The following is a 15,407-nucleotide window of genomic DNA, read 5'->3' as shown; positions in this document are numbered from 1 at the left end:
GCCGCCTCACTGCCTTCTTGCCGATCGCTTCGCCACAGGCTTTTCGACCGCGTTGTTCATCAGCAGTTGCGCGAAATGTTCGGCGGCCGGCGTCAACGGCATGGCGGCGCGGCGGATCAGAACCAAGCGCGGGGCCGACAGGCGCTCGCGAATGGGGATCATCTGCAAGGTCTCGCCCATCAGCTCGAACCGCTCCCATTGCCTGGGCACCATCGCCAGAAGATCGGAAGAGGCGAGCGCAACCAAAAGGCTGAGCGCCGATTGGGTGCGCATCGCCAGTCGCGGCGTGCCCAAACCATGCTCGGCGAATAAGGCGCTGAGTTCGCCATCAGCCGGTTGCGTGATGGTATTGTTGGCCCATTCGGCATCGCTCAATTCCTTCAGCGAACGGGCACCCGCCAGAGGATGGTTCTTACGGCCGATGACGATGCGTTCATTGGGAGAAAGCACGATCTGTTGCAGGCCGGGCGCGAAGGTCGGATCGGCCTCGGGACCGATATAGAAATCCATCGTGCCTTCGAGCAACGCTTTCTCGACCGTCGGATAGAAGCCTTCGATGATGTTCAGATCGACGCCCGGATAGCGCTGTCGGAAAATCCTGAGCGCGTTCGGCAGAAGTTGCATATGCGCGGCGATCGACAGGCCAGCGACGATCTGGCCGGCACCGCCACCCCGCATCTGCTCGGCCTCCTCGCGAATGCGGCGCACGTCCTCGAGCACGGTGCGGGCGCGGCGCACGAAGGCTTCGCCGAGCGGCGTCAGCGCCATGCCGCGCGCTTGGCGCTCGAACAGCGGCCCGCCGATCTCATGCTCCAGCTCCTGAAGACTGCGGGTGAGAGCCGGCTGGGCGAATTGTAGGCTGCGCGCCGCCGCCCGCAGGCTGCCCCGTTCGGCGATCTCCAGCACATTTCGGAACTGATTGAGCTTCATCGTGGCCTTTGATGCTATTTTGCTATCAGAAGAACACTTTTGGCATCTTCCTGCAATCGGTGGGATGGCGATAATGCCGGCAAAGCTGCAATCCGCGACACTGGGAAGGAAACATGGACCGCCAGCCCCCCGCCAACACCGAAGTTCTGATTATTGGAGCGGGTCCCGTCGGCCTGGCGCTCGCCATCGAATTGGGGTCGCGCGGCATCTCCTGCCTGGTCGTCGAGCGCAACGATCGGGTCGGCTACAACCCGCGCGCCAAGACCACCAATGCACGCACGCGCGAACACCTGCGCCGCTGGGGCATTGCCGACAAATTACGCGCGGCCTCTCCGGTGCCGGCTGATTATCCCGCCAATGTCGTCTTCGCCACGCGTCTCAACGGCCCCGAAATCTGCCGCTTCGAGAATGCCCTGCAAGCCTCACCCGACAAGAACAATCTCTATTCGGAAGGCGCGCAATGGGTGCCGCAATACGTGCTGGAGCAGGTGCTGCGCGATCATGCGGTGTCGTTGCCTGGTGTAACTGTGCGTTTTGAAACCGAATTCGAAGCAGCGCGCGATTTCGACGATCACGTCGACGTTACGCTGCGCGACCTGCCGCAGAAGCGTTCGGACACGATCTCCTGCCGTTATCTCATCGGCGCCGACGGCGCCCGCAGCGCGGTGCGCGAACATATCGGCGCCAAGATGCATGGCCCAGGTGGCGCCTTGCGCAACATCAATCTGGTGATGCGCGCGCCGGGCCTCGATCGCATGCATCCGCACGGGCGCGCCATCCATTACTGGCTGCTCAACGAGGAAATTCCAAGCCTCATGGGGCCGCTCGATGGCGGTGACCTCTGGTACTATATCGTCACCAAATTCGATGGCGACGGGGTGCCTGATGCGGCGACTTGCAAGGACATGATCCGCCGCTCGACAGCCCTCGATATCGATCCGGAGATCGTCGGCATCGATCCCTGGGTGGCGCGCAGTCTCGTTGCCGACCGCTATGCAAGAGGCCGCGTCTTTCTTGCCGGCGACGCCTGCCATCTGCACCCGCCCTTCGGCGGTTTCGGCATGAACATGGGTATCGGCGATGCTGTCGATCTCGGCTGGAAGCTTGCCGCGACGATCCAGGGCTGGGGCGGCCCTGCCCTGCTCGATTCCTACGCGATCGAGCGCCGGCCCGTGCATGAGCGCGTCATCGAGGAAGCGACCATCAACTATTCAGCCACCGGCAATCAGCTCATCCAGCCGGGGTTGGAAGACCCCGGCGAAATCGGCGAAGCCGTCCGCCGTGAAGTGGCCGAAACGATCCTGGCCACCAAGGTGCGTGAATTCAAGACGCTCGGCGTCGTACTCGGCTCGCATTATGCGCATTCGCCCATCGTCGCCGAAGAGAAAGGCGAACCGCCCCCGCAATCCGTCGGGCTTTACACGCCCTCCGCTTATCCGGGGTGCCTGGCACCTCATCAATGGCTGAAGGACGGACGCTCGCTCTATGATCTTTTCGGCAAGGGCTATACGCTGCTGGTCTTGTCCGATGAAGCTGAAGGCGCAGAGCGCTTCCAAACAGCAGCGGACAAATTGAACGTTCCGCTCACCATCGTGCGGCCGGGAGATGCCCGGCTACCGCGCCGTTACGAAGCCCGGCTGGCGCTCATTCGGCCTGACCAGCATGTCGCGTGGCGCGGTGATCGCGCACCCAGCGACCCTGTCGCCCTCTTCGCCAGAATGACCGGCCATGCGATGGCGGAAGCGCATTAGCGACAATCATCTTTGAAGGAGGGAACCATGACCGTTATTCGTCCCGCGTTGCATCACGTGACGTTCAAAACCAGCCGCCTGCAAGAAATGATCGACTGGTACGGCACGGTCGTCGGCGCGAAGGTGCAGTTCCAGGATGCCAATGCCGCCTGGATGACCAATGACGCGGCCAACCACCGCGTCGCCTTTCTCTCGGTGCCGAAGCTCGAGGACGATCCCGAGAAAGTCACGCACAACGGCATGCATCACAGCGCCTTCGAATATGACAGCTTTGACGATCTGATCGCTTCTTACGAGCGCCTGCGCGATGCCGGCATCCGCCCGGCCTTCTGCCTCGACCACGGCCTGACGATCTCGATCTATTATCGCGATCCGGAAGGCAATTTCGTCGAATTACAGAGCGATAATTTCGGCGATTGGGAGAAGTCTGCCGAATGGATGCGGACATCGCCGGATTTTAAGGCCAATCCAATCGGCACGTTCTTCGATCCCGACAAAGTGGCCGCCGCTTTCGCTTCCGGCCGGCCGTTCAAGGAATTGCAGAAGGCCATTCGCGGCGGCGACTATCTGCCGGCGGAAATCCCGAGCATCGGACTGCCCGTCTGATCGCTCTCCTCACGCCTTAGTGAGATAGCGGAAGTCCGGTTCGCGGCACGGCCAGAATTGGTAGCCGCCGATCGACTTCTGCATCGCCACATCGTGCAAGGGCTGCGCAATCGGAATGACCGGGGCGTCCTTGGCCGCGAGCGCAACGAAGGCTTCGATGTTACTTTTGTAGGCGCCCGCATCCTGCGTAAAGCGTGCGGCATCGATCAGCTTGTCCATCTCCGCGCTTTGATAGCTGGAGATGTTGAAGATCGAATTGTTGCCGTGGAAGTTCCAGAAGAAGTAGTAATCGGGAAAATCGAGCCAGCCGCCGAAGCGGTTGATCGCCATCGGGTGAATCTTCTTATTAAGTTCGCCGCGGAAATTGGCGCCAGGGATCTTGCTCAGCTCCACATCGATGCCGATCGGCGCCAAGGCCTCCTTGATGAGCACGGCCATCGGTTCGGCGATGGTGGCCGAGCCCGTGTCGAAGATCAAAGAAGTCTTTACCCCACCGGGCGCCGCTTCCGACACCAGCGCCTTCGCTTTCTCGACATTGGTATTGTATGGATAAGGCTGCGGCCACAACGTCGAAGGTTTTTCGGGGCCGCCCCACATGGCCACGCCACGCCCGAACATCGAGGCTTGCAGGATTTTGTCGTAAGGCATGGCCCAGGCGACGGCCTGGCGCAGGCGCCTGTCGACGAAAGGCCCGGTGGCCGCGTTCAACGCGAGATACCAGAGCGCGTTCGGCACAGGCACACCGACCACTTTGACCTTGCCCGCATCGGCCAGATCCTTGAAATCCTTCAGCGGCAGGCCATAGGAAATGTCGGCGTCACCGCGTTCGATCAACGCGCGCCGTGTCGAAGGGGAAGGAATATCGCGCGCGATGATGCGGCGCAGCGCTGGCAGCTTGCCGCCCTTCCAGGCCTCGTTGCGCACGTAGATCGTCTCGGTGCCGGGCTTCCAGCTCCCCACCTTGAAGGCGCCCGAGCCCGCGACATTGTTCTTCAGCCATTCCTTCGCCCACGGATCGTCACCGCCATTCTTGATCGCCAATTCGCTATCAATGACGAAGGGAATGGTGACCGCGAGATTGGGTAAGGTGAGTTTGTCGCGGCGCACGAAATCGACGCGGAAGGTTTTGTCGTCAACGGCGACGAATTGCTCCGGACTTTCGAGTGAGCCCGCCGCCATCTGGGTCTTGGCGAAGCCACCGATCGCCACCGCGCGATCGAGCGACCATTTCACGTCCTTGGCAGTGACCGGACGGCCGGAATGAAAAGTCGCATCCTTCAGTTTGAAAGTGACGCTCATGCCGTCCGACGCCTCCTGCCAGCTCTCCGCCAGTTCGGGCTCGAAGTCGGTCATGTTGAACGTGCCGCCCCCGCCATCGGGCAGAGGCACGGGTTTGAAGCGGATCAGACGATCATAGCAATTCAAGGCCACACCATTGACCGGCTGCGACGAGCCGATGCCCTGCATGTCCATGCTGTTGGGGCCATATTCCTGGACAAGCAACAGCGTTTCGCTGCGGCTCGGCGCCTGGGCCGCGGCCTTTGCGACGAAAGGCGCCGAGACAACCGCGCCGACCACCGTGCGACGACTGATCATGAAATCCCCTCTCCGTGCGGCGCCCAACGCGCGCAAAAGAACGAAGCAGGAGTCGTGCCAGACTGGGCTTGTCTGTCTTGGCTGGCGCTGCCATAGCTTCGGCATGACCGGGACATCTCCATGCTGATCGCCATTGCCGGATGTGGCATCGCGGGACTTGCCAGTGCGCTGCTCTTGGCGCGCGAGGGCCATCGCATTGTCATGTTCGAGCGGTTCGAGACGCCGCGACCGCTGGGCTCGGGATTGATCATCCAGCCGACGGGATTGGCCGTTCTGCGGCAGATGGGGCTCGATCGCGCCACCATCGCCGCAGGCAGCCGCATCGACCGGCTGTTCGGCAAGGCGATCCCCTCGGGCAAGACCGTGCTCGATGTCCGCTATGCGGCGCTCAAGGGCGATGAACACGGCATCGGCATTCATCGCGCCACGCTGTTCGCCCTTCTCTACGATGCGGCACGTGCCGCCGGCATCACCATCGAAACCGGACGCACGGTGATCGATGCGCCGGTGCAGGATGGTGGACGGCGGCTCGCCTTCGGCGATGGCCGCAGCGACGGGCCGTTCGACCTCATCATCGATACGCTCGGCACCTACAGCCCCCTGGCGCCACCGACAGGACGCGAACTTGCCTATGGCGCGCTCTGGGCGAGCCTGCCCTGGCCCGACGGCTTTGATGGCCACGCGCTGGAACAGCGCTATGTGCGGTCCAACAAGATGGCTGGCGTTCTGCCGATCGGCACGCCGCCTGGCACCAACACACCACAGGCCGCCTTCTTCTGGTCGCTGCGCGCCGACCGTCTGCAAGCATGGCGCGACGGCGGGCTGGAACGCTGGAAGGACGATGTGCGCGACCTTTGGCCGGAGACATCAGGCCTGCTTGAGACGATCACGGCCCCCGATCAACTCACCTTTGCCCGCTATGCCCATCGCACCTTGATGCAACCCGTGACCGATCGCCTGATCCACATCGGCGACTCCTGGCACTCGACCAGCCCGCAGCTCGGCCAAGGCGCCAATATGGCCTTGCTCGATGCCTGCGCGCTGGCGACGGCGCTGCGACGGCATAGGAACGTGAATGAGGCGACGGCGGCTGCGATCGCGCTGCGCCATCGGCATGTGCAGATATATCAGGCGATGAGCCTGCTGTTCACGCCGGTCTATCAATCGGACAGCACGATCCTGCCGTTCCTGCGCGACTGGGTTGCGGGGCCTCTATCACGGCTGTGGCCGGCGCCAGCGCTGCTGGCGACCATCGTCACAGGCCTCATTGGCGCACCGCTGCGCGCGCTTGATCTTCAAGCGTCGCGATCGACGGCCTCGCCGTCTTCTTCGTCATCATCGTCGCGGCCCGCTGGAATGGCATAGGAGCCACGCAGCCAGCGGCCAAGATCGACGTCGGCGCAGCGACGGGTGCAGAAAGGTCGATATTCCGGCGTGGCCGGACGGCCGCAAATGGCGCAGGGACCGAGGTCGGTCGTGGCGGCATCATCGGCCATGAATTTGGCAACGAGATCGTCAGATCCCGGTTTCTTGCCCGATTTATTGTCGGACATGGGCAGCTCCGAAAATCAGATGCGGTTCAGCCAGAACATATGGGCAGGATAGCCCTCGCCCGCCAGCAGGGCCATGGTTTCGGCGAGCGGCAGGCCGACGACCGCCGAATAGGAGCCGACGATCTTGACCGGGAACACCCCCGCTAGGCCCTGAATGGCATAGCCGCCGGCCTTGCCGCGCCATTCGCCGGAGGCGAGATAGGCCTCCATCTCCTGGGCCGACAGCCGCTTGAAGCGAACGCGGGTTTCCACCAGCCGCCGCCGTTCCGCACCCTTCGGCGTGATCAGGCTAATGCTGGTCCAGACCCGGTGGGTGCGCCCTGACAGCAGCCGCAGGCAGGCGCCCGCTTCCTCGGCCAGTTCGCATTTCGGCAGAATGCGCCGCCCCACGGCCACCACCGTATCGGCGGCCAGCACGAAGCAATCGGCATAGCCATCGCGGGCGCCGGCGATCTTCGATGCGGACTGCGCCTTTTCGCTGGCGAGCCGGGTCGCCAGAGTGCGGGGCAATTCGCTGCGTTTCGGGGTCTCGTCGAGATCGGCGGGAATGAGCGCGTCAGGCTCGATGCCGATCTGCTGCAGCAGCGCCAAGCGGCGTGGCGAGCTGGAGGCGAGCACCAGTTTCGGCCGCCAACCGGCCGTTTCGTGCCCGGTCATCCGCGGGCCTCCCTGCGGGCGGCGCCCCCCATCGGGCTTATTTGAACCGGTAGGTGATACGGCCCTTGGTCAGATCATAGGGCGTCATTTCAACCAGCACCTTGTCACCCGTCAGCACGCGGATGCGATTCTTGCGCATCTTGCCTGCCGTATGGGCGATGATTTCGTGGTCGTTCTCAAGCTTCACGCGAAACGTCGCGTTCGGCAGGAGTTCGGTCACGAACCCCGGAAATTCAAGTAGTTCTTCTTTCGCCATAAACCTCGTCCAATCTCGGCCAGACGGCCGACCGCAACCGACGGCTGCGGAAAATTGCGCGGAAATTACTGCAACGCTGCCGTTTTGTGAACAGCGGCGGCATGGTCATGCATGAAATTGTGACAAAATCCCGTTTTCGCAAGGATCAGGGGGAGTTCTCCACCGCCGCGGCCTCGATATCGGCACGCTGCAAGGCCCGATATCGCCGGTAAGCGAAGGGGATATGGGCCAGATAGAGGACGCTCAGCCCCGCCAAAACCTCCATCGGGAAGCTGTAGAGGAACAGAATGGCGACCACGACGCCAAACAGCACCACGATGAAATATTCGCGCGGCACCCGGCCCATTTCCTTGCCGGACAGGTGCGGAATGCGGCTGACCATCAGGAAAGCGATCAGCAGAGTGTAAATGATGAGGATCACCACCATCGCCTTGCCGCTGGCCAGGCCGAACAGGGAATGGGTGAGATAGACCGGCAGCAGCACGACGATGGCACCGGCGGGCGAAGGCATACCGATGAAGAAACGGGCGGCCCATTTCGGCTTGTTGGGATCATCGATCGCCACGTTGAAGCGGGCCAGGCGCAGGGCGCAGGCCACCGCATAGACCATGGCCGCGAACCAGCCGGCGGATTTGATGTCGTTGAGCGCCCACATATAGAGAATCATCGCCGGGGCGACGCCGAAATCGATGAAGTCGGCCAGAGAATCGAGCTCGGCGCCGAAGCGCGAGGTGGAATTCAGCGCCCGCGCCAGGCGGCCGTCGAGGCCGTCAAGCACCGCCGCGCCGGCAATGGCATAGACGGCGAGATCGAAGCGCGCCTCGATGGCGAAGCGAATCGCCGTCAGGCCGAGACAGAGGCCAAGCAAGGTCACCAGATTGGGCAGCACATAGCGCAGCGGAATGCGCGAGAAGCGCCGCCGCTGTCCTGTCTGCGTTTGCTCCGGTGTGGCCAACGGATCGTCCATCACGGCAACCTCAAGCGGAACGGAAGACGCGGCGGGGCGTGCGCGCCGCGAGATCCGCGATGACGGTTTCGCCGGCCACCGTCTTGGAACCGATATCGACCGTTGGAGTCGCGGTGTCGGGCATATAGACGTCGACACGCGAGCCGAAGCGGATGAGGCCGATGCGCTCGCCCGGCTGCACGCTGTCGCCCTCCTTGCTGAAGCTGACGATGCGCCGCGCGATCAGGCCGGCAATCTGCACCACGCCGAAAATCCCGGCCGGCGTTTCGATGACGAAGCCGTTGCGCTCGTTGTCCTCGCTCGCCTTGTCGAGATCGGCATTGACGAACAAGCCGGGCTTATAGGCGATGCGTTGGATGCGGCCGGACACCGGCGAACGGTTCACGTGGCAATCGAACACCGACATGAAGACCGAGACGCGCTTCATCGGCCGTTCGCCGAGACCCAATTCCGGCGGCGGCACGAAGGAGCCGACTGAACAAACGACGCCATCGGCGGGCGAAATCACCAGCGTCTCATCGATCGGCGTGACACGCACCGGATCGCGAAAGAAATAGATGCACCAGAGCGTCAGCACCAAGCCGATCCAGCCCAGCGGCGACCAGAGCCAATAGAGAATCAGGGACGCGATCGCGAAGCCGGCGATGAACAGATAGCCCTCCGGGTGAATGGGGGTGACCTGCCGGCGTACACTGTCCAAAATGCTCATGAATCTGCCTTTGTCCTATCTTGCCCCCGCGCGGGCGAGTGGAGCCGGTCTTTTGCCACCGAAACGGGTTAAAGTCACGGCCAAGGAGGGATTCAGGGGTAAATCCCCGGTTTTGACCTGAATCAAGACCCTGGGCATCGCGCCGCTGGACGCGATCGGGCGCGCAAACCTACAGTCGGCACACGGTCGCACTCGTTAACGGGCGGCACGCAAAGACGGCCTGCAACAGGGCGACCGGCACCGGAGCCGGTTGAGGGAGGAGGCGATCCATGACCGCGCTCGAGCGAACCTATGACGGCATCATCATCGGCGCCGGCCACCACGGACTGGTGCTCGGCAGCTATCTGGCGAAAGCCGGACTCGACATTCTCCTCGTCGATCGACGGCTCGATTATGGCGGCGGCCTGTGCACCAAGGAAGCGACCCTGCCCGGCTTCTATCACAACCTGCATTCGATCAATCATTTCCACATCAGCGAGACGCCCTGGTTCAAGGATCTCGGCCTCGCCGAGCGCGTCACCTACATCACGCCGCGTTATGAATTCGGCCAGCCGCATCTCGATGGATCGGCCTTGGTCTTCGGCCGCGATCTCGAAGAAACCCTCGCCAATGTCGCCCGCTTTTCGCAGAAGGATGCGCGCACCTTTCGCGAGTGGAACCGCAAGGCCGAACAGATCACCCGCGATATCTTTCTGCCCGAGCGCTACAGCGAACCGCTGCCGCAGGCCGAGCGCGAGCGGCTGCTGGCCCGCACCGCTGGAGGACGCGACTTCCTGGTGATGACGCAGCGCCAGCCGCTCGATGTGGTCAACGAATTGTTCGAAAACGACCACGTCAAACTGCTTTTCCTGTTCAAGGTCTCGCTGTTCGGCACCTGGCTCGTCGACACGATGTCGAAGACGAGCCCGATGGGCTCGATCATCCGGGCTTTCGATCTGCAAAGCGGCTATCAATTGTGTCAGGGCGGTTCTTTCAATCTGGCACGCGGTCTGATGGAAACCTTCATCGCCGCCGGCGGACGTTTCCAGCCGCAAGTTGCCATCGACAGGATCGTCGTGGAAGGCGGACGCGCCACCGGCATCGCGCTGACCGATGGGCGCACCGTGCGGGCGCGCCAGTTCGTTTCTTCGACGCTTGACGTGCATCAGACCTTCGAGAAACTCATCGGGCGTACGCAACTGCCGCAGGCTTTCACGCGAAAACTCGATGACTTCCAATATACTGGCTGGACGCTCTTCGGCGTCCATCTGGCACTAGAGGAGTCGCCAAATTTCACCGCCGCGCAGTTCGACCCTAACGTCAATCGGGCGCTTAAATGGAGCCTGGGCGCGGAAACGATGGAGGATTTGTTTTCCGCCTTCACCGACGTGCGCGCCAACAAAGCTCCCAAGGTCATCCAGTTCGGCTCCGGGCCGATGAGCCTGCTCGATCCGACCCAAGCGCCGTCGGGCAAACACACCACCTATGCCTGGCACGTGATGCCGCTCGATCCCGACATCGGCACGCAAAGCTGGGACGATTTCAAGGAAGAGTTCTCCGAGAAGATCATCGAGACCTTCGCTCGCTATGCGCCCAATGTCAGTGGCAAGAAGATTCTCGGCAAATATGTCTACACCGCCAAGGAATATGCGCAGGAGATGATCAATATGCGCGGTGGCGATATCTTCATGGGCGCCTTCAACGCCGAACAGGTGATGTTCAATCATTTCGGCTATCGCACACCTATTCCCAATCTCTATATGAGTGGATCGGCGGCGCATCCAGGCGGTGCCATCTCCGGCGGTGCCGGCTACATCAGCGCCGGCCTCATCGCCCGCGACATCGGCGCGAAATTGTGGTGGAAGCCTTGGGACGCGCACGAGGCGCTTGGGGCGATGCAGGAGGCGTGAGCCTCAAACCCACTGGACGTTCCAGCGCCGCGTTCTATAGTCAGCTTCAACAAGCGGCCGCCAGATGCCGCTGGGCTGGAGGAATGCACCATTCGCGATCGTTCGCGCATGCTCCTTCGTGCCATGCAATAGCTTTCAGGAAGGAAACATATGCGTCGGTTCGTTCTCTCCGCTCTCTTTGCCTCTGCTCTCGCCTGGAATGCCCAGGCGGCGGACAAGATCGTCGTCGGCACCGTGCCTAACACCAGCGACGGGCCGATCATCTGCGCCATCGAGAAGGGCTATTTCAAAGAGCAGAACATCGAGGTGGAACTGACCTCGTTCCGCACCGCTTCGGACATGACGCCGATGGTGGTGCGTGGCGATATTCCGATCATGGGCGGCGGCGTCAGCGTGTCCTATTTCAACGCGCTCGCCCAGGGCATGCCGCTACGCTATTTCCTCAGCCGGGCGCAAATCCGCTCGCATCACAAGATCATCCTGCGCAAGGGCCTGGACGCGAAGGTCAAGACCGTCGCCGATCTGAAAGGCCTGCGCATCGCCACCACGGCCGCCGGTGGCTTCTCGGAATATGAACTGGGCAAGGCCTTGGAGACGGTGGGGCTGACGCTCGACGATGTCGATACCAAGCCGCTCGCCATGCCGCAGACGCTGACCGCCATGGCCAATGGCGCCATCGACGCCGCCGTGCTGATCCCGCCCTTCGATGGCGGCGCCATGCGCGATGGCGCTACCATGCTGGTGCGCCTCGATCATATCGTCAAACCGGAGATGGAGGTCGCGGGCCTCATCTACAACACCGATTGGGCCGCCAAGAACCGCGGCCTGCTCGACCGTTTCACCGCCGCCTATATCAAGGGCGCGCGCTATTTCCAGCAGGCAGTCGAGAACGGTCCCAACCGTGACGAGGTCATCGACTATTTTCTGAAATATGCGCCGATCAAGAACCGCGCCATTTTCGCCGACACGTCCTGGTCGGACGTCAATCCGAACGGCAAGGTGGTCGTCGCCTCCCTGCTCGACCAGCAAGATTTCTACATCCGCCGCGGCTATCTGAAGACGAAAATCCCGGTCGAGAAACTGGTCGACGAAGAGACCGCCGTGCGGGCTTTGAAACTGCTGCAGGCCAAGGGCGAATGAGCGCGCTTATTTAGCGCTCTCATTCGCCGCGCTGCGCCGCACCGCCTTCTCGTCATCGCTCAATTCGTCGCTGTTGACCACGGCAGCGGTCTCCTGAATGAGTTCGGTGAGATCGCCGCTGATCGCCACGTGATTGGATTTGCCTTCGGCGGCTTCGGCGCGACGCAGGGTCTCTTGCGCCTCATCGACCTCACGCTGACGGTTCCACATGGCGCTATAGACGCCGCCCAGGGCCAGCAAATCCTCATGCCGGCCACGTTCGACGATCTCGCCGCTATCCAGCACGAGAATTTCGTCGGCGTTCACGATGGTCGACAGGCGGTGAGCGATCACCAAGGTGGTGCGATCCTTGACCACCCGTTCCAGCGCCCCTTGGATTTCCCGCTCGGTGAAGGAATCGAGCGCCGAGGTCGCCTCATCCAGCATCAGAATCGGTGGTGCCTTGAGGATGGTGCGGGCAATGGCGACGCGTTGCTTCTCGCCGCCTGAAAGCTTCAAGCCGCGCTCGCCGACCTGAGCCTTGTAGCCGCCGGGAACGGTGCGAATGAACTCGTCGATCTGCGCCAGTTTGGCGGCCGCCTCAACCTCGTCCTGCGTCGCATCCCAGCGGCCATAGCGGATGTTGTAGGCGATGGTTTCGTTGAACAGCACCGTATCCTGCGGCACCATGCCGATCTTCTCACGCAGAGACTCCTGGTTGATGTCGGCGATGTTCTGGCCGTCGATCAAGATGCGGCCGCTCTGCGGTTCATAGAAACGGAACAGCAGCCGTGACAGCGTCGACTTGCCGGCGCCTGACGGCCCGACGACAGCAACGGTCTTGCCGGCCGGCACCTCGAACGAAATGCCCTTGAGGATCGGTCGCGCCGGGTCATAAGCGAATTGGACTTTTTCGAACGTCACCGTGCCCTGAGCGATCTTGAGGGGCTGAGCATCCGGCCTGTCCTTGACCTCCGGCTTCTGCCCCAGCACGTCGAACATCTGCTCGATGTCGATGGTCGCCTGTTTGATCTCGCGATAGACCATGCCCATGAAATTGAGCGGCTGGTAGAGCTGGATCATCAGCCCGTTCAGAAGAACGAAATCGCCGATCGTATTGGTGCCGTTGCGGATGCCGATGACGCATAGGATCATCACGATCGACAGCGCGGCGGCGAAGATGATGCCCTGGCCCGAGTTCAGCACGGCAAGTGAAACATAGCTCGAAATGCTGTTCTTCTCGTAACGCGCCATCGACTTGTCGTAGCGCGCGGCCTCGCGCTTCTCGGCGCTGAAATATTTCACGGTCTCGTAGTTGAGCAGCGAGTCGATCGCCTTCACATTGGCGTCGGTATCGCTCTCGTTCATGTCGCGGCGGATCGAAATGCGCCAGTCGGTAGCGACCTGCGTGAACCAGAGATAGACGACGATCATGATGCTGATCGTCAGCATGTAGCGCCAATCGAAGGCGAAGTAGAACACGCCCAGGATGAGCGCGAATTCGACGACTGTCGGCACGCCCGTCAGCATGCTCATGCGCACGATCTGCTGGATCGCCTCGCGGCCGCGCTCGAGAATGCGCGTCAGGCCGCCGGTCTTGCGTTCGAGATGGAAGCGCAGCGACAGGTCGTGCAGATGGACGAAGACCTCGTTGGCCAGACGGCGCACCGCATGCATGGCGACGGCGGCAAACAGCGCATCGCGCGCCTGGGTGAAGAGCTGCATGAAAATGCGCAGCAGACCGTAGATGATGCAGATGACGATCGGCCCGGCGAGAATGGCCGGCAGAGGTACGTTGGCGCTGCCCGGATGAGCCAGAGCATCCGTCGCCCATTTGAACGAATAGGGCACGAGAATCGTGACCACTTTCGCCGCGAGCAGCAGAACCATCGCGCCGAGGACGCGCATTTTCAGGTCGAGCCGGTCCGTCGGCCAGACATAGGGCCAGAGATGCCGGACGGTTTCAGCAAGCGTTGCCTCGCGGCGCGCATTGGTGCGCGGCGGCGGATTGGCTGGAGGGGTCATCGGTTCAGTCTGTACAGCCGGCGGCCAAGGGCGGCGGGCAAGGTCACGGTTTGATTGTTATGATTCTCATATAGGCGCTTCCACGCCAAAAGGCACGGGTTCCAACGCCCATTTCAAAAATTGGCTTTCAATCAGGGCGTTGGATTGGGCACGACGAGAACCTGGCCTGGGTAAATCAGGTCCGGATCGCGGATTTGGTCAGTATTGGCGTCGTAAATCTGGGTGTAGCGCACGCCATGGCCGAGCATGCTCCGGCTGATCCGCCACAGGCTGTCGCCGCGCTCGACCCGGGCGGTGCGCAGTTCCGGCACGACGGTGGACTGGGGCGCGGCATCGGTGCGCTTCTCCGGCCCGGCGGCCGTCGTTGCCGGCGTGACCGCCTCGGCTTGCCGTTGCGCGGCGGATTCGGAGGCCGTAGATGCCCCTTCCCGCTTGCCCGACGTAGCGGCCATCGTGCCGGCAGCGGGATAGTCGAACGGCACTTCGGCGCGCGCCACCACACCGCCATCCTGGCCCAGAACATCGGCGCGAACCGCATATTTGCCCGACGACATGCCCTTTTCAACGCGCACCGACCAACGGCCATCGGGCCCGGCCTGGGCCGATGCGATGAGAGCGCCATTCAGATAAAGCCGGATCCGAGCGCCGGCCGTCGCCAGACCGGAAAGGAAGAAGCCACCGCCTTCCTGCGCCTCGACCGCGCGAATCGCGACGGGAGGGCTGGCTGGCGGGGTACTTGCCGGCGCGGCTGCGGGCTTAACGTCGGCAGGCTTTGCATCAGCAGGTTTGGCATCGGCGGACTTGGTGGCATCCGAGAGAATGCGCGTCGGCTTGTCCGGCTCCGCCAAGGCGACCACCACGTCGCGCCCGCCCGGTTTCGGCACGGCAATGGCCACGGTCTGATCGGAGATCACCGCATCGGCCTGGAGCGACAGGAGATGATCGCCCGGCGGCAGCGCCGGTGGCAGAATCACGAACTGGCCTTCGCTGTTGGCCGTAACCTCGCCAACCGGTTTGCCCGCGGAGAAGAGAGTGATCTTGGCGTTGGGCGCCGCGCGGCCGGCAACCACCGTTTCACCCGAGGGCTCGACGCGCACCACGTCGAATTGCGGTTTCTGGCTGCTCGTCGCCGGCTTGCTGATTTCCGCTTCAGGTTTGGCAGAATCGGGTTTGACAGGATCAAGCTTAGCCTGGGACTGCGCCGCAGCCGGCGCTTGGCTTTGCGTGGTCGGCGCGGATATGGACCAGTTGCGCCACAGGTTCCAGCTGATGAAGACAGCCGCGATCAGCGCCACCAGCACGGCAACCACGTAGACAACCCTATTCGACACACCCAACATCCCGCGTTC

Annotated in this window: 14 protein-coding genes; 5 read left to right on the top strand and 9 right to left on the bottom strand. The window is 62.4% G+C overall.

The window, feature by feature from the left end:
• Positions 1-6 precede the first annotated feature (6 nt).
• The gene (locus OIM99_RS26635) at positions 7-930 is read right to left on the bottom strand and encodes a LysR substrate-binding domain-containing protein (protein WP_311853551.1); all 924 of its coding nucleotides are present in this window, start codon (positions 928-930) and stop codon (positions 7-9) included.
• Between the two features lie 113 nt (positions 931-1,043).
• On the opposite strand from OIM99_RS26635, the gene OIM99_RS26630 reads away from it, so the two are divergent.
• Together OIM99_RS26630 and OIM99_RS26625 are read left to right on the top strand one after the other, a co-directional pair.
• Positions 1,044-2,681 (top strand): FAD-dependent monooxygenase, encoded by a 1,638-nt coding sequence (locus OIM99_RS26630; protein WP_311853550.1) that lies wholly within the window; start codon positions 1,044-1,046, stop codon positions 2,679-2,681.
• A gap of 27 nt (positions 2,682-2,708) precedes the next feature.
• Positions 2,709-3,287 carry a VOC family protein gene (locus OIM99_RS26625; protein ID WP_311853549.1) on the top strand — a complete coding sequence of 193 codons (579 nt, stop codon included), beginning with the start codon at positions 2,709-2,711 and terminating at the stop codon, positions 3,285-3,287.
• Positions 3,288-3,296: 9 nt separating this feature from the next.
• On the opposite strand, the gene OIM99_RS26620 is transcribed toward OIM99_RS26625, so the two are convergent.
• Positions 3,297-4,883, bottom strand: coding sequence for an ABC transporter substrate-binding protein (locus OIM99_RS26620; protein ID WP_311853548.1), 1,587 nt, complete (start codon positions 4,881-4,883; stop codon positions 3,297-3,299).
• A 120-nt stretch (positions 4,884-5,003) separates the two neighbouring features.
• Here OIM99_RS26620 and OIM99_RS26615 point away from each other — a divergent pair, with 120 nt between their 5' ends.
• Positions 5,004-6,248 carry an NAD(P)/FAD-dependent oxidoreductase gene (locus OIM99_RS26615; RefSeq protein ID WP_311853547.1) on the top strand — a complete coding sequence of 415 codons (1,245 nt, stop codon included), beginning with the start codon at positions 5,004-5,006 and terminating at the stop codon, positions 6,246-6,248.
• Here the strand turns inward: OIM99_RS26615 and yacG are convergent.
• The 5 genes from yacG to OIM99_RS26590 all read right to left on the bottom strand — a co-directional run bounded on the left by yacG (position 6,179) and on the right by OIM99_RS26590 (position 9,025).
• On the bottom strand, positions 6,179-6,436 hold the full coding sequence (gene yacG, locus OIM99_RS26610) for a DNA gyrase inhibitor YacG (RefSeq protein ID WP_409371569.1): 258 nt from the start codon (positions 6,434-6,436) through the stop codon (positions 6,179-6,181). The two genes, OIM99_RS26615 and yacG, sit on opposite strands and share 70 nt — an antisense overlap.
• 15 nt (positions 6,437-6,451) lie before the next feature.
• On the bottom strand, positions 6,452-7,093 hold the full coding sequence (locus OIM99_RS26605; protein WP_311853546.1) for a Maf-like protein: 642 nt from the start codon (positions 7,091-7,093) through the stop codon (positions 6,452-6,454).
• Positions 7,094-7,130: 37 nt separating this feature from the next.
• A complete protein-coding gene (infA, locus tag OIM99_RS26600) occupies positions 7,131-7,349 on the bottom strand; it encodes a translation initiation factor IF-1 (RefSeq protein ID WP_090702383.1) in 219 nt (72 codons plus the stop codon).
• 145 nt (positions 7,350-7,494) lie between these two features.
• The gene (gene pssA / locus OIM99_RS26595) at positions 7,495-8,316 is read right to left on the bottom strand and encodes a CDP-diacylglycerol--serine O-phosphatidyltransferase (protein ID WP_311853545.1); all 822 of its coding nucleotides are present in this window, start codon (positions 8,314-8,316) and stop codon (positions 7,495-7,497) included.
• Positions 8,317-8,326: 10 nt separating this feature from the next.
• On the bottom strand, positions 8,327-9,025 hold the full coding sequence (locus OIM99_RS26590) for a phosphatidylserine decarboxylase (RefSeq protein ID WP_311853544.1): 699 nt from the start codon (positions 9,023-9,025) through the stop codon (positions 8,327-8,329).
• A 269-nt stretch (positions 9,026-9,294) separates the two neighbouring features.
• On the opposite strand from OIM99_RS26590, the gene OIM99_RS26585 reads away from it, so the two are divergent.
• A complete protein-coding gene (locus OIM99_RS26585) occupies positions 9,295-10,914 on the top strand; it encodes an NAD(P)/FAD-dependent oxidoreductase (RefSeq protein ID WP_311853543.1) in 1,620 nt (539 codons plus the stop codon).
• Between the two features lie 150 nt (positions 10,915-11,064).
• The gene (locus tag OIM99_RS26580; protein ID WP_311853542.1) at positions 11,065-12,054 is read left to right on the top strand and encodes an ABC transporter substrate-binding protein; all 990 of its coding nucleotides are present in this window, start codon (positions 11,065-11,067) and stop codon (positions 12,052-12,054) included.
• Between the two features lie 6 nt (positions 12,055-12,060).
• Here OIM99_RS26580 and OIM99_RS26575 read toward each other — a convergent pair whose 3' ends face one another.
• Positions 12,061-14,058 carry an ABC transporter ATP-binding protein/permease gene (locus OIM99_RS26575; protein WP_311853541.1) on the bottom strand — a complete coding sequence of 666 codons (1,998 nt, stop codon included), beginning with the start codon at positions 14,056-14,058 and terminating at the stop codon, positions 12,061-12,063.
• 131 nt (positions 14,059-14,189) lie between these two features.
• A complete protein-coding gene (locus tag OIM99_RS26570; RefSeq protein ID WP_311853540.1) occupies positions 14,190-15,389 on the bottom strand; it encodes a LysM peptidoglycan-binding domain-containing protein in 1,200 nt (399 codons plus the stop codon).
• Positions 15,390-15,407 lie beyond the last annotated feature (18 nt).

Source organism: Methylocella sp. CPCC 101449, assembly GCF_031921685.1.
In the GTDB taxonomy this organism is placed as follows: Bacteria; Pseudomonadota; Alphaproteobacteria; order Rhizobiales; family Beijerinckiaceae; genus Terripilifer.
This window is presented reverse-complemented; position numbering and strand designations above follow the sequence as displayed.